This window comes from Streptomyces ureilyticus (genome assembly GCF_011045025.1).
Lineage (GTDB): Bacteria > Actinomycetota > Actinomycetes > Streptomycetales > Streptomycetaceae > Streptomyces > Streptomyces ureilyticus.
Genome location: NZ_JAAKZX010000169.1, coordinates 1 through 21961 on the forward strand (window position 1 = coordinate 1; position 21961 = coordinate 21961).

The following is a 21961-nucleotide window of genomic DNA, read 5'->3' on the forward strand; positions in this document are numbered from 1 at the left end:
GCTTCGGGGGGCGTTGCTGATGGCGCGGGAGGGGGCGCAGGACGAGCTGTTCGCGCCGTAACGCTTCGCTGAAGGACGTACGGGGCCGCTACCGCCTGCCCCCGGACCGAGCCGCCAAATACTCCTCGAACGTGCGCTTCCCCACGGCCCGTTCCGGAGTCAGATGGCCGCCCGAGCGGAAGGCGCGGTACGCCTTGCCGAACAGCGGGACGTTCGCGATCGGCCGTCGGCGACCCGTCGCCTTCAGGTAGGCGCGTGCCAGGTCCGGGAACGTACGGACCTCGGGGCCGCCCATGTCGTCGACGCGCCCGGCGGGTTCGCCCGTGGCGAGGCCGGTCAGACGGTCGGCGACCTCGGCCACGTCGACGGGCTGGTCGCCGACCCCGGCCGGCAGGAACAGGACCGGCAGCTTGGAGAGGGTCTGGAGGAACATCGCGACAAGGTCGTGGAACTGGGTCGCGCGCAGGATCGTCCAGCCGAGCCCCGACGCCTCGATCTGCTTCTCCACGGCCAGCTTCGCTTTGTAGTAGCCGAAAGGCACCCGGTCGATGCCGACGATCGAGATGTAGAGGAGGTGCCGTACGCCCGCCCTCCGCGCTGCCGCGATCAGGTGACGCGCGGCCTGCTCGTCGCCTCCGCGGGCCGTGGTCGCGCAGTGCACGATCGTGTCCACGCCCGCCACCGCCGCGTCAAGGCCGCTGCCGCCCTCGCGCAGATCGACGGCGTACGGCTGGGAGTGCCGGCTGAGCACTCGCACCTCGTGGCCGTTCGCGCGCAGCCGCTGGGCGACGAGCCGACCGAGCGTACCCGTACCGCCGGTCACCAGGATCGTGGTCATGCTGATCAGCTCCTCACTCATCCAGCATGACCGTAGCCGGGCAGGAGACCCGGCGGCGGGGCAAGGGCCTCCGTCACCGCCGCCGGGTCGCTCTTGGGGGCGGATCGGTGAACGCAGACCCTAAGAGGAGTGAACCAGTGCGTCAATAGGTATGGACCAATCGCAAGGGGTCGTGCCCGTACGGAAGTTGGACCGTCATGAGTGTCCCGTGAAGTCCATCGCGATGCGCTGTGAGCCACCCCACAGGCATCGGGTCCATAGGCATCGATCAGGCGTGGCACACTGACTCTGTACCAGAAGCAGCGCACTCCGGGGTCGGTGAAACTCCGAACCGGCGGTTAAAGTCCGCGACCCGGTCGCTTCCAGCGGCCGGTTGACCAGGTGAAATTCCTGGACCGACGGTTAAAGTCCGGATGGGAGGCAGTGCGCGGCGGGCGGGCATTCGTGCGCGTCGCCGTCTGTTTCGACGTGTCCCAGGGACACGTCGCATTCGGCGTCGTTCCCGGTGTCGTCGTCCGTTCATAGCTGTCGTCATCGACAGGCCCCGGAGTCCGTGCCCGAAGAGGCAGGAGGACCCGGGAAGTGTTCACCGGAATCGTCGAAGAGCTGGGCGAAGTCACGGCCGTCGAGAATCTTGACGACGCCTCCCGCTTCCGACTGCGTGGACCTGTCGTCACCGAAGGCGCGCGCCACGGTGACTCCATCGCCGTCAACGGCGTATGCCTCACGGTCGTCGACCACGAAGGCGACGAGTTCACCGCCGACGTGATGGCGGAAACCCTGAACCGCTCCAGCCTCGGCGCCCTCACCGTCGGCTCTCGCGTCAACCTCGAACGCCCCATGGCCGTCGGCGAACGCCTCGGCGGGCACATCGTGCAGGGCCATGTGGACGGCACGGGCGAGATCATCGAGCGCAAGCCGTCCGACAACTGGGAGATCGTGAAGATCTCGCTCCCCGAGGACCTCAGGCGCTACGTCGTCGAGAAGGGCTCCATCACCGTCGACGGCATCAGCCTGACCGTCGTCGACGCCGGCCCCGACTACTTCACCATCAGCCTCATCCCCACGACCCTCGCCCTGACCACGCTCGGCCTCAAGCAGCCCGGCGACCCGGTCAACCTCGAGGTCGACGTCATCGCCAAATACGTCGAGCGGCTGCTCGGCAGCCAGGGGGCCGCGCGGTGAACTGGCTGAATTCCGAAGCCTTCACGGTCTTCGGACAGCACATCAAGTGGGCGGACATGATGGGCAACACCATCGGTCTGATCGCCCTCGCCCTCGGCTGGCGACGCTCCCTGTGGACCTGGCCCGCCCAGTTTCTGGCCGGCGCCATCCTCCTCACGGCCTTCGCCACCGCCCACCTCTCCGGCAGCGCGGGCAAGCAGGTGATCGTCATGGCCGTCGCCGTCTGGGGCTTCTGGCAGTGGAACCGCGGCGAGCGGAAGGCGCAGGACGGGTCCGTCGCCGTACGGTTCGCCACCTGGCGAGAGCGGGCCTACCTGGTCGGCGGCGCCGCGCTCGGCACCCTCGCGGTCGGCGGCCTGTTCACCGCGTACCCGACCCTGTCGTGGGACCCCTGGCCGGACGCGTACATCTTCGTCGGCACGATCGTCGCCATGTACGCCCAGGCGCGCGGCATGGTCGAGTTCTGGTTCGCCTGGCTGCTGGTCGACCTCGTGGGCGTGCCGCTCAACTTCGCCAACGGCTTCGCCTTCTCCGGCTTCGTCTACATCATCTACGGCGCACTCGTCCTGTGGGGCATGCGCGACTGGTGGCTGCGCTCGCGGCAGAGCGCGCAGCCCGTCCTGGAAGGAGCCCCCGCATGACTGCGGCACCCATCCTGTACAGCACCGAAGGCTTCGAGGACCTCACCCTCGACCCCATCGAGCAGGCCATCGCCGACATCGCGGCGGGCCGCCCGGTCGTGGTCGTCGACGACGAGGACCGGGAGAACGAGGGCGACCTCGTCATCGCCGCCGAGAAGGCGACCCCCGAGATCATCGCCTTCATGATGAGCGAGTGCCGGGGCATGATCTGCGCGCCCATGGAAGGCGACGAGCTCGACCGGCTCGAACTGCCGCAGATGGTGCAGCACAACACGGAGTCGATGCGCACCGCCTTCACGGTCACCGTCGACGCCACCCCCGCGCACGGCGTCACCACGGGCATCTCCGCCTCCGACCGCGCCACCACACTCCAGCTGCTGGCGAGCGGTACGGCGCAGGCCGGTGACTTCGTCCGCCCCGGCCACATCTTCCCGCTGCGCGCCAGGTCCGGCGGCGTGCTCGTCCGCAACGGCCACACCGAGGCCGCCGTCGACCTCGCCCGGCTCGCGGGGCTCCGCCCGGCCGGCGCCATCGTCGAGATCGCCGGCGAGGACGGCCAGATGCTGCGCCTGCCCGAACTCATCCCCTTCGCCCGCAAGCACGGCCTGACGATCATCTCCATCGAGGACCTCATCGCCTACCGCCAGAGCTCCGAGCCCACCGTCCGCCGCGAAGCCCAGACCCAACTCCCCACCGCCTACGGCGACTTCACGGCATACGGCTACCGCTCCACCGTCGACGGCGTCGAGCACGTCGCCCTCGTCCACGGCGAGATCGGCGACGGCGAGGACGTCCTCGTGCGCGTGCACTCCGAGTGCCTCACCGGCGACATCTTCCACTCGCTGCGCTGCGACTGCGGCCCCCAGCTGGAGGCCTCCCTGGAGCGCATCCACGCCGAGGGCAGGGGAGTGGTGGTGTATCTGCGCGGGCATGAGGGACGCGGCATCGGGCTGCTGTCCAAGCTGCGCGCGTACGAGCTCCAGGAACGCGGCCGCGACACCCTCGACGCCAACCTGGAGCTGGGCCTGCCCGCCGACGCCCGGGACTACGGCGCGGGCGCGCAGATCCTGGAGGATCTCGGGGTGGCGAGCGTTCGCCTGATGACCAACAACCCCGACAAGACCGACGCCCTCGTCCGCCACGGCCTCAAGGTCACCGACCGCGAGCCGATGCCCGTGAAGGCGGGCGAGCACAACCTCCGCTACCTGCGCACCAAGCGGGACCGGATGGGGCACGACCTGCCCTGGCTGGACACGACCACCGTGTCCCCCTGCGGCAACCAGTAAGAGCACGAAAAGAACGAGGAGACACGTGAGCGGCAAGGGTGCACCTGAACTGTCCGTAGGCAACTGCGGCGACCTGCGCGTCGCGGTGATCGCGGCACAGTGGCACGAAAAGGTGATGGAAGGCCTCGTCGACGGCGCCCTGCGCGCGCTGCGCGAGTTGGGCATCGACGAGCCGGCCGTCCTGCGCGTCCCCGGCAGCTTCGAGCTCCCGGTCGTCGCCAAGGTCCTCGCGGGCCGCGGCTACGACGCGATCGTCGCCCTCGGCGTCGTCATCCGAGGCGGCACCCCCCACTTCGAGTACGTGTGCCAGGGCGTCACCCAGGGCCTCACCCAGGTCTCCGTGGACACCGGTGTCCCCATCGGCTTCGGCGTGCTGACCTGCGACACCGAGGAACAGGCCCTCGACCGCGCGGGCATCGCGGGCTCCAGCGAGGACAAGGGACACGAGGCGGTGACGGCCGCCGTCGCGACCGCGGCCACACTGCGCTCGGTATCCGAACCCTGGCGCTGAGGAACGGGCGGCTGCGCGTAAAGTGGGCGCCACCATGTCCAATAAGACGTTCGAGGAGCTCTTCACCGAGCTCCAGCACAAGGCCGCCAACGGCGACCCCGCCACCTCCCGCACCGCCGAGCTGGTCGGCAAGGGCGTCCATGCCATCGGCAAGAAGGTCGTCGAAGAGGCCGCCGAGGTCTGGATGGCCGCCGAGTACGAGGGCAAGGAAGCGGCCGCCGAGGAGATCTCGCAGCTGCTCTACCACGTCCAGGTGATGATGGTCGCCCGCGGCATCTCCCTGGACGACGTGTACGCCCATCTCTGAGCCGTCACGCCGTACCGACGCAACCCCGACTCCCGCACCGTACGCACGAACAAAGGAAGCCGACCTCATGCTGCGCATCGCCGTCCCCAACAAGGGTTCCCTGTCAGGCCCTGCGGCGGAGATGCTGCATGAGGCCGGCTACCAGCAGCGCCGGGAGTCCAAGGAACTGCGGATCGTCGACCCGGAGAACGACGTCGAGTTCTTCTACCTGCGCCCCCGCGACATCGCGATCTACGTCTCCTCCGGGCAGCTCGACATCGGCATCACCGGCCGCGACCTGCTCATCGACTCCGGCGCCGACGCCGAGGAGATCCTGCCGCTCGGCTTCGCCCGCTCGACGTTCCGCTACGCCACCAAGCCCGGCACCGCGAACGGCGTCACCGACCTGAACGGCATGACGGTCGCCACCTCGTACGAGGGCATCGTCGCGAAGCACCTCGCCGACCACGGCATCGACGCCTCCGTCGTCCACCTCGACGGCGCCGTCGAGACCGCGATCGAGCTGGGCGTCGCGGAGGTCATCGCGGACGTCGTCGAGACCGGTACCTCGCTGCGCAACGCGGGCCTCGCGGTCATCGGCGAGCCCATCATGAAGTCCGAAGCCGTCGTCATCCGCCGGACGGGGACGGACGGCGAGGAGCCGAAGGTGCAGCAGTTCCTGCGCCGTCTCCAGGGCGTCCTGGTCGCGCGGACGTACGTGATGATGGACTACGACTGCCGCGTCGAGGAGCTGGAGAAGGCCGTGGCTCTCACGCCGGGCCTGGAGTCGCCGACGGTCTCGCCGCTGCACAACGAGGGCTGGGTCGCCGTCCGGGCGATGGTCCCGGCCAAGGAAGCCCAGCGGATCATGGACGACCTGTATGACATCGGCGCCCGGGCCATCCTGACCACGGCCATCCACGCCTGCCGTCTCTGACCGGGATCCGGAGCACGCCCATGTCGGATCTGCCCGCCCTGCCCGTCACGTTCCGGCCGGGACGCACTCGTGCCGTCCTGCTGACCGCCGGTGCCACGATCTTCGTGGTCATCACGACGGTCGCGATGCTGCTGGAGAACCTCAGCCCGGGGGAGCGCCTCAGCTTCGTCTTCACCGGGGCCCTGCTCTGCGGGGTGCTCATCCTGCTCTCACGGCCGAAAGTCGTCGCCGACGAGTCCGGGGTCACCGTCGTCAATATCGCCAGCCGACGGCACCTTGCCTGGGCAGAGATTCTGCAGGTCAACCTGCGTCCCGGCGACCCGTGGGTGTTCCTGAACCTCAGCGACGGCACCAGCCTGCCCGCGCTAGGCATCCAGCCGGGCATCGCGAAGCAGCGGGCGATCAGGGATGCCCGTACGCTGCGGGCGCTGGCCGAGGCCCACGCGATCGGCGATGCCGACGGACAGCACGAAGGACCGGGCGACGGCCGGTCCGGCGAACATCACGGCTGATCGCAGGAATTCACCCTGCCGCTTTTGCCGTTGTCTTGATTAATCTGGTGCCGGAGGCGTTTTCGTTGCGCCTCCGCCCCTGATGTTCCGCCCCGGAAGTCAGGGGATCCTGCTACTCGAGGAGTGACTCCCTCCAGCGATGGACGGATCGTCCTGTAGTACCTGCGCCGCCCCCTCCCGGTATATCGAGGCGGCGGCATGACCATCCCCCTGCTGCTCCTCGGGGCGGCGTTCCTGCTGATTCTCGCCAACGGCTTCTTCGTGGCGGCCGAGTTCGGCCTCGTCACGGTGGAGCGCCCCGACGCCGAGAAGGCCGCCGCCGAAGGCGATCGACGGGCCCACCGGGTCGTCGAGTCGCTCAAGGAGCTGTCCTTCCAGCTCTCCGGCACCCAGCTCGGCATCACCATCACCTCCCTCGTCGTCGGCATGCTCGCCGAACCGGCGCTCGCCGAGCTGCTGGGCGGCCCGTTCACCTCGGCCGGCATCCCCGAAGGCGCCGTCCCCGGCGTCTCCGTGATCGTCGGCATGCTGCTGGCCTCGGCCGTGCAGATGGTGATCGGCGAGCTCGTGCCCAAGAACTGGGCGGTGTCCAGGCCGATGCAGGTCGCGCGCTTCGTCGCGGGACCTCAGCACCTCTTCTCCAGTCTGTTCAGACCGGTGATCGCCAGCCTGAACGCCGTCGCCAACCGGCTCGTCCGCGTCTTCGGCGTCGAGCCCACCGCGGAGCTGGCCTCCGCCCGCACCCCCGGCGAACTCGTCTCACTGGCCCGGCACTCCGCCCGGGCCGGCACCCTGGAACAGGACACCGCCGACCTCTTCGTCCGCACCCTCTCCCTGGCGGACCTCACCGCGCAGCACGTCATGACGCCGCGCGTGAAGGTCAGCGCCCTGCAGTCCTCCGCGACCGCCGAGGACGTCGTCAACCTCACCCGCGCCACCGGCCTGTCCCGCTTCCCCGTCTACCTGGAGCGCATCGACGAAATCGTCGGCATGGTGCACCTCAAGGACGCCCTCGCGGTGCCCGCGCACGAACGGCTGCGCACGCCCGTCGGCCGGATCGCGCAGGCCCCGCTGCTCGTCCCGGAGACCCTGCCGGTGAAGCCCCTCCTTGAGCGGCTGCGCAGCGAGCAGCCCATCGCGGTCGTCGTCGACGAGTACGGCGGCACGGCCGGCGTCGTCACCCTGGAGGACATCGTCGAGGAACTCGTCGGCGAGGTCCGCGACGAGCACGACGGACAGGACCTGCCCGAACTCGCCGTGGCCCCCTCCGAGGACGGCCGCCCCACCTGGGACGCCGACGGCAGCTGCCGCGTCGACGTCCTCCAGCGCATCGGCCTCGATGTGCCCGAGGGTCCGTACGAGACCGTCGCCGGGCTCGTCGCAGATCTGCTCGGCCGGATCCCGGCACCCGGTGACAAGGCCGAACTCCCGGGCTGGCGCCTGTCGGTGCGGCAGGTCGGGCACTACCGGGCCGAGCGGGTACGTCTGGTCAAGGCCGCGGACGCCGTGGCGGAGGCCGTCCGATGAGTCTGCTCCAACTCCTGTTCGCCGCCCTGCTCGTACTCGCCAACGGATTCTTCGTCGGTGCCGAGTTCGCGCTCGTCTCCGTACGCCGCAGCCAGATCGAACCGCTCGGCACCGCACGCGCCCGGCAGGTCATGTACGGCCTGGAGAACCTGCCGCAGATGATGGCCGCCGCCCAGTTCGGCATCACCGTCTGCTCGTTGACGCTCGGCGCCGTCGCCGAGCCCACCGTGGCCCGCCTCCTGGAACCCGTCTTCCACGCGGTGCACCTGCCCGAGGGCATGATCCACCCCCTCGGCTACGTCATCGCCCTCGCCGCGGTCGTCTTCCTCCACCTCGTCGTCGGCGAGATGCTGCCGAAGAACCTGGCGATGGCCGCACCGGAGAAGACCGCGCTGTGGCTCAGCCCCGGCCTGGTCGCCTTCGCCCGGCTGTGCAAGCCGGTCACCGCGGGCCTCGGCGCCTGCTCCCGGCTGATCCTCAGGCTCTTCGGTGTCGAGCCGAAGGACGAGGTCGAGGCGGTCTTCACCAGTGAGCAGCTCAACCGGCTTGTAGAGGACGCGGGTCAGGCCGGGCTCCTCGACCCCGAGGAGCAGGAGCGCCTGGAGGACGCCCTGGAGCTGGGTTCCCGCCCGGTCACGGATGTGCTTCTGGACCGCGAGTCACTGGTGACAGTTGGTCCCTCGGTCACCCCGGGCCAGGTCGTCGCACTCACCGCCCGCACCGGCTACTCCCGTTTCCCGGTGTGCGCGGAGAACGGCGCCTTCATGGGCTATCTGCACGTGAAGGACGTACTCGACCTGGAGGACTCCGACCGGGCCGTGCCGCAGCAGATCTGGCGCCCGATGACGACGCTGCGCTCCGAGCTCCCGCTGGACGACGCCCTGACCGTGATGCGCCGCGCCGCGACGCACCTCGCCCAGGTCGCCGACGCCTCGGGCCGTGTGCTCGGCCTGGTCGCCCTGGAGGACGTACTGGAACTCCTGGTCGGCGAGGTACGCGACCCGGCACACCGGGCCGTTCCGGAGACCCAGCAGACTCAGCAGGTGACGACGCTGGCGGAGCCCGTCCCGAGCAGTGCCCCGGAGGAGGCTCTGGCGAGCTGAGGGGTAAGGGGCTGTTGCGGGAACTTGTGACACTTGCACGTGCAAGTGTCACAAGTTCCCGCAACAGCCTTGGCCCCCGGAGGCCGCCCGGTCACAGCGCCGACGGATCCTGGGGCCCCCGGCCCGACAGCACCTCGCCGTACGCCTGCATCAGGTCCGGCAGGCGGAGGGTGGACAGGTCGTCGCGGGTCAGCTCGCCGGTGTAGCCGGACAGCCGCAGATCGCGGTAGGCGCAGCTCTTCTCGTACAGGGTGCGCAGGAAGCGGCCGTTGCCGAGTTCGTCGATCCAGCCCTGGTCGACGACGTGCCCGCTGATGGAGCGCAGCTCGTCGAGCGCCTCCTCGTCCCACACGTCGCCGTTCTCGGCGGCCAGCACCTCGCCGATCGAGGTGAGTTCGAGGGGGCGGTAGGAGGGGAAGTCGACGCGGGTCGTGAAGCGGGACGAAAGCCCGGGGTTGGCGGCGAGCAGGCGGTCCATGCCCTCCGGGTACCCGGCGAGGATCACCACCAGGTGGTCGCGGTTGTCCTCGGCGCGCTTGAGCAGCACCTGCAGCGCCTCGTCGCCGTAGGCGTCGCCCTTGCCGTAGCCGGAGTTGGACAGCGAGTAGGCCTCGTCGACGAAGAGGACGCCGCCGATCGCGGAGTCGATCAGTTCGTTCGCCTTCACAGCGGTCTGGCCGAGGTACTCGCCCACCAGGTCGGCGCGCTGGGCCTCCACGAGGTGGTCGCCGCCGAGCAGCCCGAGTGCGTAGAAGACCCGGCCCAGGATGCGGGCCACCGTGGTCTTGCCGGTGCCGGAGGGCCCCGAGAACACGAAGTGCCTCTTCGGCGGCTGTACCGGGAGCCCCTGCCCGGTGCGCAGGCGGGCCATGTTCAACTGCGCGGACAGCGCCTTCACTTGGCGCTTCACCGGCTCCAGGCCGACCATCCGCTCGAGTTCGGCGAGCGCCTCCTCGAGTAGCGCGGGGTCGGTGGGGCCGGTCTGCGGATGCGGAGGCCGGACCGGCACTATGGCCTTCTCGCGGACCGTGTCGGCCTCCGGCGGCAGCCCGCCCGACGGCGGAAGATCGGGTTCCGACAGCTTGAGGTCCCGGCCCTCCGGGCCGAACAGGGCGTCCACGCCGTCCGGTCCGTCGATCATGTCCTGGACGCCGGTGAGCGTGATCGCCGCGAGGTCCGTCGCGTCGTCGTATCCGTCGCCCTCGGCGATCGCCGCGAGCCGCGCCGAGGTGTCCATGAAGGCTGGGTCGACCCGGTGCACCGCCCGGTACAGGGGCAGCGCCGCCGCCGACCGTCCCGTGCCCTCGTGCGCCCGCGCGAGCCAGTACCGCAGCTCCTTGCGCTGCGGCTGCTCGCTGCGACAGCGCATCAGTGCGGCCGACAGCAGCGGCTCGGCCTGCCCGTACATCTCAAGGCGTACGCGCGCCATGCCGCCGAAGAGCCCGGCCTCGATGCCCAGCATCGGATCGTCGATCAGCGGATCGGTGTGCCGGACCAGCTGCTCCCAGTCCTTGACGAGGTAGGCCCGGCAGGCGTGCAGAAACCGCACCTGCCGGTCGGCGTCCACCGGCGGCAGTCCCGCGAGCGCCCGGTCCAGCTCCGGGACATGGCGCCCGTCGAGCCAGTGCGAGGCGTGCGCGAGCAGCAGATCGCGCGGGCTCTCGAGGACGGGCTGCACCCACCAGCCCAGCCAGTACCAGGAGTTGAGGGTGCGCCGGTGGCGGGCGCGCTGTTCCCCGAAGCGCTCCCGGTGCCGGAACATCCGCAGCAGCGCGGTGGTGGTGTCGATGCGCAGCGCGTGCAGTCCGAGCCATCCGTCGGCCATCCCCGGATCGATCCGGACCGCCGCGCGGAACTCCTCCTCCGCCTGCGGATAGGCCCCCATCGTGTAGGCGTCCACACCTCGCAGCCAGGCGAGGTCGGCCGGGGCCTCGGGGCCCTGCGTGCCGAAGTCCATCACGTCCCCCACATACCGTGCCCCCGTTGAGTGCCGGTCGGGCAGATGCCCGTCGGCAGCCTTCGTCGAACCGCTGTGCTGTGGACGGGAGTTGCGCGTTCGGTGCGGAGAGCAGCCGTCCGAAGGTCGCACCGAGAGGCATCGTACCCGCGGGGTGGTACCCGGCCGAAGAGTGCCCGCACGACGGGTTCTTCGAGGTGGGAGCACATGGGGCGCACTCAGCTCGGTGACCGAGGGTGAGCGAAACATGTCGAGATGCGTCCGGAATCCGGAATGAGGACAGAACGAAGCCCCCGATCACGGGGGAACAACCGGGGGCTTCGCGTCTGTCGGCGACTCCGAAGAGCCGCACATTGGAAACGTAAGACCTGTACGGCCCCTCGGTCAAGCCGAGTTGAAGCACTTGGGGCAGTTCTCGGACACACCTCTTCACAGGTTCAGCACACAGCCGATGGTCCGTCACGTTGCGTGACAATCTGGTCTGGTCCTGGAGTCTCAGCAGGTCCCGGAAGTACCTCAAATCCCTCTGAAAACCCCCGCACCAAGAGATCGGCAAAGGGCCGGGAAGGGTCCTCGGCGAAGTGGCGGCGCTCGGCGACGACCCACCCTTCCCAGAAGTCACTCTGCTCCGAACCGTCCCGCTGCCGACCGCGCGCCCAGGACTCCTCCGCTGCAAACTCCATCCACAGCAGGCACGCAAGAAACGGCCGCAACGCACGGCGTCCCGCACCCACCCCCTCGACGAGCACCACGGGCGCGGGCGGCAGGGCGTGGACCGACCCGAAGCGGCGCGCCTGCCAGTCGTACGCCCGGTAGTGCGCCCGCTCAGCGCGGCTCAGCGGCTCTACGACGTCCCGGAGCAGCCGTCCCGTCCACGCGAACAGCTCCTCGTGCGTGGCGATGTCATCGAGGTGCAGTACGGGCGCGCCGCGCAGCGCCTCGGCCAGCCGTCCCGCGAACGTCGTCTTTCCGGAGCCCGCGTGCCCGTCGACGCCGATCAGGCGGACGGGACCGCAGGAAGGTGGCAGCCGGCGGAGACGGGAGGCGAGGGTGTCTGGCGAGGTGTGCACATTGCCAGGGTATTTCCCGAACGTTGTGCCAATGGTTGTGACCAATATTGATCGGTGCCACGACCCTCGAAGTGCTGGCAGCACACAGCACAGCCCTCCATAGTGGGCCGCACACCCGCACTTTGGACTCGCCCGTTCCGGAAACCTGGGGGTCTCCCGCCCATGACCAGAGCCCAACAGCCCTCCCGCAGAAGCCTCTTGGCCGTGGCGATGGCCGCGGCAGCGGCGGGCGCCGCGAGCCCGGCAGCAGCCGCCGGCTCCTCCGCCCGCGCCGCGCACGCCCCGTCGAAAGCGCCGTCCGGCCAGGTCGACAACCGCGCTTGGACCTCGTACGCCGACTGGCGCGGCGGCACCGCGAAGGGCACCCGAGCCGTCTCCGGGAAACGCCCGGGCCTGGTGATCGCGACCCCCGCGGGCCGCACCGACTACGCGGACCCGCACACCGGCAGGACGACGACCTGGGAGTACGCGCGCTGGACCTCGCCCGTCCACCGTCTCGCCGTGCCCTCGACCGAGGTCATCGCCTCCTGGAACGCGCACACTCCGGCCGGGACCTGGCTCCAGATCGAGCTGGCGGGCACCTACTCCGACGGCACCAAGACTCCCTGGTACGTGATGGGCCGCTGGGCGGCCGGCGATCAGGACATCAGGCGCACCTCGGTGGACGACCAGAGCGACGACAAGAGCAGCGTCTGGACGGACACCTTCGCCATCGACGACCCGGCCTCCGGCCTGCGCCTCGACTCGTACCGGCTGCGGCTGACGCTGTACCGCAAGCCCGGCGCGAAGAGCACCCCCACCGTGTGGCGGCTGGGTGCGATGGGCTCCGACATCCCGGACCGCTTCACCGTCCCGGCCTCGAAGCCCCGCCTCGCCAAGGAGCTGACGGTCCCGCGGTACTCGCAGGAGACCCACATCGGCCAGTACCCGGAGTACGACAACGGCGGCGAGGCCTGGTGCAGCCCCACCTCCTCGCAGATGATCATCGAGTACTGGGGGCGGAAGCCCACGGCAGAGGAGCTGGCCTGGGTCAATCCCGACTTCGCGGATCCGCAGGTGTGCCATGCCGCCAGGTTCACCTACGACTACCAGTACGAGGGCTGCGGCAACTGGCCCTTCAATGCCGCGTACGCCGCCACGTACAAGGACATCCAGGGCGTGGTGACGCGGCTCGGTTCACTCACTGATCTGGAGACGCTGATCGCGGCGGGCATCCCGGCCATCACGTCCCAGTCGTTCCTCGAGTCCGAGCTGCCCGGAGCGGGCTACGGCACCGCTGGCCATCTGATGACCGTCATCGGATTCACGGCCGACGGCGACGTGATCGCCAACGACCCGAACTCACCGAGCAACGAGGCGGTGCGGCGGGTCTACCAGCGGCGCGCCTGGGAGAACATCTGGCTCCGCACCAAGAGGTACAACGCCTCCGGGAAGGTGGTCTCCGGGACCGGCGGCGTCTGTTACCTCTACTTCCCGGCACATCCCACAGCGCGCCAGCGCAAGGCGCTTGCGGCGGTCGGCATCCGCTGACCGGCGCGCTGACCTGGGGGACTGGGCATTCGGGACGTGAGCAAGGTCTCCCTCGCGCAGACCGATTCGGGTGGCAAGGTGGACAGCCCCCGGGATCCCCGGGACGCGGGGGAGTCCACCGACCGAAGCCAAAGCGAGCGAGCTGCCATGACCGCGACCTCTGCCACCGCCGGACGCCTCCGGAGCGGACGCCTTCAGACCCGTACGGGCGGTCCCGAGGACGACGGCCCGAAGATCCTTGAGCACCTTGCCGGGTGGACCCTCGTGGTGGTGCTCGCGATGCTCGTCACACAGCTCGGGATGATCTGACGCCTGGCCTGCGGGGCTGCGGAAGCCGTCGAAGAGAGTCGAACGGGCCGGTCGCGGAGGTCTGCCATACTGCCAGCGAAAGTTTCGGAGGCAGTTGAAGACCAGGGCTGGAATTGAACCACAGTCAACGGCACGGCGACCGCCCACAGGCACGCGGCACCGACCGCTCCTTGGCCCGTCGTGCCGAACTCATCGCCATCGGGCGGAAGTTATTCGCCGACACGTCCTACGACACCCTGTCGATGGACGACATCGCCAAGCAGGCACATGTCGCCAAGGGCTTGATCTACTACTACTTCAAGTCCAAGCGCGGCTACTACCTGGCGATCATCGAGGACTCGGTGGCCGACCTGATCTCCCGCGCGGCCGGCGGCCTCGAACTGCCGCCCGAGGAGCGGGTGCACCGCACCATCGACAGCTATCTGCGTTACGCCGAGCAGCACCAGGCCGCGTACCGCGCGATCATCACCGGCGGCGTCGGCTTCGACGCCGAGGTCCTCGCCATCCGCGACGGCGTGCGCGAAGCCATCATCGAGACCATCGCCGAGGGAGCGTACGGCAGCCGCAAGGTCGCCGCGCTGCCCCGCACGGCGCTGCTCGGCTGGCTGTGCAGCGTCGAAGGCGCCACCCTCGACTGGATCGACCACCAGGCGCTCCCACGCGACATGATGCGCGAACTGCTGGTGAAGATGCTCGTCGGTGCACTGAGGGCGATCGAGGACCTCGACCCCTCGTACCCGGCGCCTGAGGCCGCCCGCCTGGCCTGAGTGAGGAGCGGGGGTCCGCCGACCCCCGCCCCAAGTGACGTACGGAACGAGCTAGTTGATCGCCTTGATCAGCTCGCCGTCCGAGGTGTCACCGCTCAGTTCCCAGAAGAAGGTGCCTCCCAGGCCCTGCTGGTTCTTGTAGGCCGTCTTCCCGGCGATGGTCGACGGGGTGTCGTAACTCCACCAGTCGCCGCCGCACTTGGCGTACGCCGTGCCACCGACCGTGCCCGTCGCCGGGCACTTCGCCTTGAGCACCTTGTAGTCGTCGATGCCCTGCTCGTACGTCCCCGCTGCCGGACCGGTGGCGGTGCCGCCGGGCGCGTCCTGGGTGACACCGGTCCAGCCACGCCCGTAGAAGCCGACGCCGAGCAGCAGCTTCGAGGCCGGGATGCCGAGCCCCTTGAGCTTGGCGATCGTGGCCGAGGTGTGGAACTCCGCCTTCGGAATCCCCGGATACGAGGTCAGCGGCGAGTGCGGAGCCGTCGGACCGGTCGCGTCAAAGGCGCCGAAGAAGTCGTACGTCATCGGGAGGTACCAGTCGACGTACTGCGCGGCGCCCGCGTAGTCCGTCGCCTCGATCTTGCCGCCGCTGGTGGCGTCGGCCGGGATCGCCGCCGTGACCAGAGAGGAACCGCCGAACTTCGCGCGCACTGCCGACATCAGCTTCCCGTACGCCTCCCGGCCGCTGGTGTCGCAGGTCAGACCGCAGGCGTTCGGGTACTCCCAGTCGATGTCGATCCCGTCGAAGACGTCGGCCCACTGGGAGTTCTCGACCAGGTCGTAGCAGGACTGGGCGAAGGCGGCCGGATTCTTGGCGGCCTCGGTGAAGCCGCCGGACCAGGTCCAGCCCCCGAAGGACCAGAGGACCTTGAGATCCGGGTGCTTCTTCTTCAGCTCGCGCAGCTGGTTGAAGGTGCCGCGCAGGGGCTGGTCCCAGGTGTCGGCGACGCCGTCGACGGACTCGGCCGCGGTGTACGTCCGTTCCGTCGCCGCGTAGGAGTCGCCCATGGCGCACTTGCCGCCGGTGACGTTGCCGAAGGCGTAGTTGATGTGGGTGAGCCTGGCCGCCGAGCCGGATGTCTCGATGTTCTTGACGAGGTACTGGCGCTGGTAGGTGCCCCACTCGGTGAAGTAGCCGACGACCTTCGAGCCGGCGGCGGCCTTGCCTGCCGATTTCCTTGCCGAGTCGGACGCCGTGGCGTCCTTCGATGCGACGGCCTCTTGCGACGCCGTGGCGGGGCCCGCGCCGGCGAGCAGTCCCGCGCCGAGGACGGCGCAGCACACGGCGGAGAGGAGTGTCCGGAAGCAGGCGGCGGGACGTTGCGGTCTGAGCATCGGGTCTCCTCGTGGGGAGGGGAGAGTGGGGGAGTGGTGCTGGGCCTGCCGAGGGGGTGTTCGGGCAGGACGGTACCGCTTGGCATGAACGCGTTCGTCGCTGGGGGAACAGTAGGAGGACTAGACCAGTGCGTCAATGGTCCGGACCAATATAATGTGTTCTAATTAACGACCGTTAACCGGTGACGCGCTGACGCGGATCGGGCATACTCACAGCGCACAGCCGCTGGTCAGCTGCTTTCCGCGACCCGGAGGGACAGCATCGGCTGGGCACTGTGAAACCCGGTGGACCCACCGCATCCAAGGTCGGCGTTCGCCGAAGTGCCCGACAGGGAGGAGAGCGTCGCCATGCCCGACCGCGCCCCGCAGCCGGTGGACCGGCAACTGCCCACGGACGAGGCCCGGGATCTGATCTCGCTCGTCCGCGACATCGCGCAGCGCGAGATCGCGCCCAAGGCGGCCGGGGAGGAAGACGCCGGACACTTCCCGCGCGACGTCTTCACACTGCTCTCCGAGTCGGGGCTGCTAGGCCTGCCGTACGACGCCGGATACGGAGGCGGTGAGCAGCCGTACGAGGTCTACCTCCAGGTCCTCGAAGAGCTCGCCGCGGCCCGGTTGACCGTAGGCCTCGGCGTCAGCGTGCACTCGCTGTCCTGCCACGCCCTCGCCCACTACGGCACCAAGGAGCAGCAGGTCGAGCATCTGCCGGCCATGCTCGGCGGTGGCCTCCTCGGGGCGTACTGCCTCTCCGAGCCGTCCTCCGGATCCGATGCCGCCGGCATGCGCACGAAGGCCGTACGGGACGGGGAGGACTGGGTGCTCACGGGCACCAAGGCCTGGATCACTCACGGCGGGATCGCCGACTTCTACACCGTGTTCGCGCGCAGCGGCGGCGAGGGGACGCGTGGCATCACGGCGTTCCTGGTGCCCGGCGACGCCGAGGGCCTGAGCGCGGCGGTGCCAGAGAAGAAGATGGGACTCAAGGGCTCGCCCACGGCTCAGATCCACCTTGACGGGGTGCGGATCTCTGACGACCGGCGCCTCGGCGACGAGGGCCAGGGTTTCGCGATCGCCCTGTCCGCACTCGACTCCGGGCGGCTCGGCATCGCGGCCTGTGCGATCGGCGTGGCCCAGGCGGCGCTGGACGAGGCGGTCGCGTACGCCACCGGACGCGAGCAGTTCGGGCGGCGGATCGCGGACTTCCAGGGCCTGCGCTTCATGCTCGCGGACATGGCGACCCAGATCGAGGCGGGCCGGGCCCTCTATCTCGCGGCCGCCCGGCTGCGCGACGCGGGGCGGCCGTTCTCCAAGCAGGCGGCCATGGCGAAGCTGCTGTGCACGGACGCCGCGATGAAGGTCACCACGGACGCCGTCCAGGTGCTCGGCGGGTACGGCTACACCGCGGACTTCCCCGTCGAGCGCTACATGCGCGAGGCCAAGGTGCTGCAGATCGTCGAGGGCACCAATCAGATCCAGCGGATGGTCATCGCCCGTCACCTCGCTGGTCCCGAGTCGCGGTGAACAACCGCCCGTACCCGTAGCCGTACACAGCGGAGGGCGCGATGAGCCGGGCCCACTCGGGATCGTGACGCCCCGGCAGGGTCCGTCCCCGGTTGGCCCAAGTGCGCATCAGGGCGCGGTAGATGGGGGGATCCTGCGGCTTCCGCGGCGCTTGCGGCGCCTGTGCCTGCGGTGTCTCTGCCTGCGGCTTCTCAGGCTGCTGCTGCGCGCTCTGCTGCGGCGCACTCTTGGAGGCCGACCCCGCGGCTGCCGGAACGATAATCCTGCGGCGCCGACTCGTCTCTGTATAAGTGGAGGTCATACCGGGGCCAACGCGCCGAGCCCGGACAAGTCACCAACCACGGATTCGCCCGTGAGTTCAAGGCGGAGCCCGTACGGGGGTCTGAACCGAGCCCTCATGGCGTCAGGTCCGTTGAAGTGCTGCACTGCCGCGCCCCCTCAGGGGCGCGGGACTGTATCGATGTGCGGCTCTGCCGTGTGGGCGCGACCAGCGCCCCTTTAGGGGCGCGAGGAACTGCGCGACCAGCCACAACGAACCTGCAGCTTAGAAACTGCCGAACCCAGCGGAGCGCCTACGCGGCCTGCCGCCGGCGCATCACCGGCACTCGGATGGGCCGCGACCCGGGTCCGCCGGCGTGCGAAAAGGGCTGAGTGCGCCAGTCGAGCCCCTGAGGCAGCGTCAACAGCAGCGCTGTGTCCTGCTCCTGAGCGTCCATCGACTCGTCGGCGGGCCGGGCCTCGGCCGCCGCACGGCCCGTGCCGGCGCAGACCGTGAGCCCGAAGGGGTTCCACGGCGTGGCGCACAGCGCGTGCTCCGGCAGGACCTCCTCGTCCGCGAGGAGCGCGATGGGCTGCGCGCAGTCCGGGCAGATCACCCGGTACATCTCGAAGGTGTCGTACGCGGCGGGCTCTTCCTCAGCCGGTTCAACACCCTCCGGCGCGGGCTCGACGACCGGCTGCTGCCGCTTGGGTGCGGTACGACCGGGGCGCTTCAGACTCTGCATAGATTTTCTCCCCCTCGGGTGGGCCGACAAGGCGCTGCGGCCTCGACCACAGCAAGCACTTCCCGTCCCGTCTCGGCGGTAATCACGAGAACATCACGGAACCCGTGGCCATACTGTGGCGTTCGTCACATGCCGCCCGCAGGTGCCGGACGCGGTGGATTTGTCCCCGCACGAATCGCCGGCTCCGCCCCCTCAGATCACAAACCGGGCATGACCTGCGCCGCTGAGGTACCCGTGGGGATCAAGGGCCCTGTAGGTTCCTGCCATGGAGGAGCTCGACCGACAGATCGTGCAGCTGCTCGTCGAGGACGGGCGGATGAGCTACACCGACCTGGGCAAGGCCACCGGTCTGTCCACGTCCGCCGTGCACCAGCGGGTGCGCCGGCTTGAGCAGCGCGGCGTGATCCGCGGCTATGCGGCGGTCGTCGACCCAGAGGCCGTCGGGCTGCCGCTGACGGCCTTCATCTCGGTGAAACCGTTCGACCCCAGCGCCCCGGACGACATCGCGGAACGCCTGGCCGGCGTCCCCGAGATCGAGGCCTGCCACAGCGTCGCGGGCGACGAGAACTACATCCTCAAGGTCCGCGTCTCGACCCCCCACGAGCTGGAGGAACTGCTCGCGCGCCTCCGCTCGCTGGCCGGCGTGTCGACGCGTACGACGGTCGTCCTGTCGACGCCGTACGAGGCACGGCCACCCAGGATCTGAGTCCCGGCAGAACTCTGGAAGAAACCCCGGACGAACCCCGGAAGAGGGGTTCGGGCGCCGAGGCGCGAGACTGTTCTCCATGAGTGAGAGCACCGCCACCCCACGCACCGTGCTGCTGCGCGGCGGCGAAGTCCACAGCCCCGCCGACCCGTTCGCCACCGCGATGGTCGTGGAACGGGGGCAGGTCGCCTGGGTCGGCTCCGAGGGCGCGGCCGACGCGTTCGCGGACGGGGCCGACGAGGTGGTGGACCTCGAAGGCGCCCTGGTCACCCCGGCGTTCACCGACTCCCATGTGCACAGCACGGCCACCGGGCTCGCCCTCACCGGCCTCGATCTGTCCGGCGCGCTCTCCCTGGCGGCGGCCCTCGATCGCGTACGGGACTTCGCGGCGGCCCGCCCCGGCGACCGGGTCCTGCTCGGCCACGGCTGGGACGCCGCCCGCTGGCCCGAGCGGCGCCCGCCCCGGCGGGACGAACTCGACGAGGCAACCGGCGGTCGTCCGCTCTACCTCAGCCGTATCGACGTGCACTCCGCCGTCGTGACCACGGCTCTGCTGGATCTGACACCAGGGGTACGGGAGCAGGCGGGATTCGAGGCCGGGCAACCGCTCACCCGGGACGCCCACCACGCCGTACGCGCCGCGGCGCTGGGAGCCGTCACCCCGGCCCAGCGCACCGAGGCCCAGCGTGCCGCGCTCGCCCACGCCGCCTCGCTCGGCATCGGCTCCGTCCACGAGTGCGCGGGACCGGAGATCTCCTCCGAGGACGACTTCACCGGGCTGCTGCGGCTCGCCGCGGAGGAGGCCGGGCCGCGGGTCGTCGGTTACTGGGCCGAGCAGGACGTCACCAAGGCCCGCTCGCTGGGCGCGATCGGCGCCGCGGGCGACCTCTTCGTCGACGGCGCGCTCGGCTCCCACACGGCCTGCCTGCACCAGCCGTACGCGGACGCCGGCCACACGGGTACCTCCTACCTGGACGCCGCCGATGTCGCCGCCCATGTGGTGGCCTGTACGGAGGCGGGGCTCCAGGCCGGCTTCCACGCCATCGGGGACGCCGCCGTGACCGCCGTGGTCGAGGGAGCGCGCGCCGCCGCCGAGAAGGTCGGCCTGGCGCGTATCCGGGCGGCTCGGCACCGCGTCGAACACGCCGAGATGCTCACTCCCGAGACCATCGCGGGCTTCGCCGAACTCGGCCTCACCGCCTCCGTGCAGCCCGCCTTCGACGCGCTGTGGGGAAGCGAGGACGGCATGTACGCACAGCGCCTGGGTGCCGAACGGGCCCGTACGCTCAACCCGTTCGCGGCCCTGCTGCGGACCGGCGTGCCGCTCGCCTTCGGCTCGGACAGTCCCGTCACCCCGCTCGACCCGTGGGGCACCGTCCGTGCCGCGGCCTTCCATCACACACCGGAACACCGGATCTCCGTACGCGCCGCCTTCACGGCCCATACGCGGGGCGGCTGGCGGGCGATCGGCCGGGACGAGGCGGGCGTTCTGGTGCCGGGCGCACCCGCCGACTACGCCGTGTGGCGCGCTGAGGAGCTGGTCGTCCAGGCCCCGGACGACCGGGTCGCCCGCTGGTCGACCGACCCCCGCTCCGGCACGCCCGGACTGCCGGACCTGACGCCCGGGACACCCCTTCCCGTCTGTCTGCGGACTGTCGTCGGGGGCCGCACCGTGTTCGTACGGCCGGAGGGGTGATGCGCCGGGGCGGCTCGGCGCCGGTCATCACCGGGCGCTGCGTGGTGCGACCTGCGTGTCCTCGGCGCTGACCAGGCAATTGAGCGAAAGTCCGCAGCTCGAACGGCTGTTGACAGAAAGCGGCGGGTGGCGGGTAGGTTCGGCCGGGTCCACCACCGGACGTCCGACCGCGGAAGTTCCGAGCAGCCCTCGAAGCGCCGCTGTGTCAGGGGTGGTGTGCCGCACCGGCGCACCACAACTGGGAGCCAGGCCCAGCGCTCGCGCCACGGGGGCGGGGGAACGTTCCGCCGGTCGGCAGGTGTGACCCGGGTGGGGCCCGGCGCTCAGTAGACAACGGCTCTAGGTCGACCCGCAGCCAGCGGGTCCCAGGTCGGCCCGAAGGGCGCCGGGTCCCGATCCGCAGTACCTTTCCCATCTCAAGTCTCCCGGGCCGCCACCCCCGCCTCCGCCGGAGGGGACGCTCGCTAGGGTGGAGCCTCGCACGGATGTTTTAAGGGGAAGCTGTGAAAGACGGCGGTGGGCGACAGTTCGGTCCGCTCGGCACCACCTTGGTGATCATTCCCACCTACAACGAGGTGGAGAACATCAGGGCGATCGTGGGCCGGGTGCGGGCCGCTGTGCCCACGGCGCACGTCCTGGTCGCCGACGACAACAGTCCCGACGGGACCGGCAAGCACGCCGACGAACTGTCCGTCGAGGACGACCACGTCCATGTGCTGCACCGCAAGGGCAAGGAGGGCCTCGGCGCGGCCTATCTCGCGGGCTTCCGCTGGGGGCTCGAGCACGGTTACGGCGTACTGGTCGAGATGGACGCCGACGGTTCGCACCAGCCCGAGGAACTGCCCCGGCTGCTCACCGCGCTCAAGGGCGCCGACCTGGTCCTCGGCTCCCGGTGGGTGCCGGGCGGGCGGGTCGTGAACTGGCCCAAGTCCCGGGAGTTCATCTCGCGCGGCGGCAGCCTGTACTCGCGCGTCCTGCTCGACGTACCGCTCCGCGATGTCACCGGCGGCTACCGCGCGTTCCGCCGGGAGACCCTCGAAGGCCTCGGTCTCGGCGACGTCGCCTCCCAGGGCTACTGCTTCCAGGTCGACCTGGCACGCCGCGCCGTCAAGTCCGGCTACCACGTCGTCGAGGTCCCCATCACCTTCGTAGAACGCGAACTCGGCGACTCGAAGATGAGCCGTGACATCCTCGTCGAGGCGCTGTGGCGGGTCACGACGTGGGGTGTGGGGGAGCGGGC

General features: G+C 70.0%; 21 protein-coding genes and 1 riboswitch. Of the genes, 16 read left to right on the forward strand and 5 right to left on the reverse strand.

The features are described 5' to 3' along the window. Nucleotides 1-88: 88 nt before the first annotated feature. Nucleotides 89-838, reverse strand: coding sequence for an SDR family oxidoreductase (locus G6048_RS35730; RefSeq protein ID WP_165343769.1), 750 nt, complete (start codon nt 836-838; stop codon nt 89-91). 300 nt (nt 839-1138) lie between these two features. Next, nucleotides 1139-1269, forward strand: a riboswitch (FMN riboswitch). A gap of 151 nt (nt 1270-1420) precedes the next feature. Here G6048_RS35730 and G6048_RS35735 point away from each other — a divergent pair. The 9 genes from G6048_RS35735 (at nt 1421) to G6048_RS35775 (ending at nt 8826) form a co-directional block, all read left to right on the forward strand. Beyond that, nucleotides 1421-2023, forward strand: a complete 603-nt coding sequence (locus G6048_RS35735) for a riboflavin synthase (protein ID WP_165343750.1) — start codon at nt 1421-1423, stop codon at nt 2021-2023. Further along, a complete protein-coding gene (locus G6048_RS35740; RefSeq protein WP_165343751.1) occupies nt 2020-2664 on the forward strand; it encodes a nicotinamide mononucleotide transporter family protein in 645 nt (214 codons plus the stop codon). Before G6048_RS35735 ends, G6048_RS35740 begins: the two co-directional genes overlap by 4 nt. Next, nucleotides 2661-3950: a bifunctional 3,4-dihydroxy-2-butanone-4-phosphate synthase/GTP cyclohydrolase II gene (locus tag G6048_RS35745; protein WP_165343752.1), complete on the forward strand. Its 1290-nt coding sequence runs from the start codon at nt 2661-2663 to the stop codon at nt 3948-3950. Before G6048_RS35740 ends, G6048_RS35745 begins: the two co-directional genes overlap by 4 nt. A 25-nt stretch (nt 3951-3975) precedes the next feature. Next, the gene (gene ribH / locus G6048_RS35750) at nt 3976-4461 is read left to right on the forward strand and encodes a 6,7-dimethyl-8-ribityllumazine synthase (protein ID WP_165343753.1); all 486 of its coding nucleotides are present in this window, start codon (nt 3976-3978) and stop codon (nt 4459-4461) included. A 34-nt stretch (nt 4462-4495) separates the two neighbouring features. Then, complete coding sequence (locus G6048_RS35755) at nt 4496-4768, forward strand: phosphoribosyl-ATP diphosphatase (RefSeq protein WP_020117406.1); 273 nt, start codon at nt 4496-4498, stop codon at nt 4766-4768. A gap of 67 nt (nt 4769-4835) precedes the next feature. Continuing rightward, a complete protein-coding gene (hisG, locus tag G6048_RS35760) occupies nt 4836-5684 on the forward strand; it encodes an ATP phosphoribosyltransferase (protein ID WP_165343754.1) in 849 nt (282 codons plus the stop codon). Nucleotides 5685-5704: 20 nt separating this feature from the next. Further along, nucleotides 5705-6196: a PH domain-containing protein gene (locus G6048_RS35765; RefSeq protein WP_165343755.1), complete on the forward strand. Its 492-nt coding sequence runs from the start codon at nt 5705-5707 to the stop codon at nt 6194-6196. Between the two features lie 198 nt (nt 6197-6394). Then, nucleotides 6395-7723: a hemolysin family protein gene (locus tag G6048_RS35770; protein ID WP_165343756.1), complete on the forward strand. Its 1329-nt coding sequence runs from the start codon at nt 6395-6397 to the stop codon at nt 7721-7723. Further along, on the forward strand, nt 7720-8826 hold the full coding sequence (locus G6048_RS35775; RefSeq protein ID WP_165343757.1) for a hemolysin family protein: 1107 nt from the start codon (nt 7720-7722) through the stop codon (nt 8824-8826). The genes G6048_RS35770 and G6048_RS35775 overlap by 4 nt, the downstream gene beginning before the upstream one ends. A gap of 91 nt (nt 8827-8917) precedes the next feature. Here G6048_RS35775 and G6048_RS35780 read toward each other — a convergent pair whose 3' ends face one another. Continuing rightward, nucleotides 8918-10783 (reverse strand): AAA family ATPase, encoded by a 1866-nt coding sequence (locus tag G6048_RS35780; RefSeq protein ID WP_165343758.1) that lies wholly within the window; start codon nt 10781-10783, stop codon nt 8918-8920. Nucleotides 10784-11220: 437 nt separating this feature from the next. After that, nucleotides 11221-11853, reverse strand: a complete 633-nt coding sequence (locus G6048_RS35785) for a uridine kinase family protein (protein WP_165343759.1) — start codon at nt 11851-11853, stop codon at nt 11221-11223. Nucleotides 11854-12015: 162 nt separating this feature from the next. Here G6048_RS35785 and G6048_RS35790 point away from each other — a divergent pair, with 162 nt between their 5' ends. The 3 genes from G6048_RS35790 (at nt 12016) to G6048_RS35800 (ending at nt 14459) form a co-directional block, all read left to right on the forward strand. Further along, nucleotides 12016-13383, forward strand: coding sequence for a peptidase C39 family protein (locus G6048_RS35790; RefSeq protein ID WP_165343760.1), 1368 nt, complete (start codon nt 12016-12018; stop codon nt 13381-13383). A gap of 147 nt (nt 13384-13530) precedes the next feature. Then, nucleotides 13531-13692 (forward strand): SCO1431 family membrane protein, encoded by a 162-nt coding sequence (locus tag G6048_RS35795; protein WP_165343761.1) that lies wholly within the window; start codon nt 13531-13533, stop codon nt 13690-13692. 113 nt (nt 13693-13805) lie between these two features. Continuing rightward, on the forward strand, nt 13806-14459 hold the full coding sequence (locus G6048_RS35800) for a TetR/AcrR family transcriptional regulator (protein ID WP_165343762.1): 654 nt from the start codon (nt 13806-13808) through the stop codon (nt 14457-14459). A 51-nt stretch (nt 14460-14510) separates the two neighbouring features. On the opposite strand, the gene G6048_RS35805 is transcribed toward G6048_RS35800, so the two are convergent. Beyond that, nucleotides 14511-15794 (reverse strand): glycoside hydrolase family 18 protein, encoded by a 1284-nt coding sequence (locus tag G6048_RS35805; protein ID WP_165343763.1) that lies wholly within the window; start codon nt 15792-15794, stop codon nt 14511-14513. A 348-nt stretch (nt 15795-16142) separates the two neighbouring features. Between G6048_RS35805 and G6048_RS35810 the strand changes: the two genes are divergently transcribed. Next, the gene (locus G6048_RS35810; protein WP_165343764.1) at nt 16143-17315 is read left to right on the forward strand and encodes an acyl-CoA dehydrogenase family protein; all 1173 of its coding nucleotides are present in this window, start codon (nt 16143-16145) and stop codon (nt 17313-17315) included. A 572-nt stretch (nt 17316-17887) separates the two neighbouring features. On the opposite strand, the gene G6048_RS35815 is transcribed toward G6048_RS35810, so the two are convergent. After that, complete coding sequence (locus tag G6048_RS35815) at nt 17888-18319, reverse strand: hypothetical protein (RefSeq protein WP_165343765.1); 432 nt, start codon at nt 18317-18319, stop codon at nt 17888-17890. Between the two features lie 265 nt (nt 18320-18584). Between G6048_RS35815 and G6048_RS35820 the strand changes: the two genes are divergently transcribed. The 3 genes from G6048_RS35820 to G6048_RS35830 form a co-directional block, all read left to right on the forward strand. Further along, the gene (locus G6048_RS35820; protein WP_165343766.1) at nt 18585-19025 is read left to right on the forward strand and encodes an Lrp/AsnC family transcriptional regulator; all 441 of its coding nucleotides are present in this window, start codon (nt 18585-18587) and stop codon (nt 19023-19025) included. A gap of 79 nt (nt 19026-19104) precedes the next feature. Beyond that, nucleotides 19105-20721, forward strand: a complete 1617-nt coding sequence (locus tag G6048_RS35825) for an amidohydrolase (protein WP_165343767.1) — start codon at nt 19105-19107, stop codon at nt 20719-20721. A gap of 503 nt (nt 20722-21224) precedes the next feature. Next, nucleotides 21225-21961: polyprenol monophosphomannose synthase (locus G6048_RS35830; RefSeq protein ID WP_165343768.1), on the forward strand; the 737-nt coding region annotated here is incomplete at its 3' end.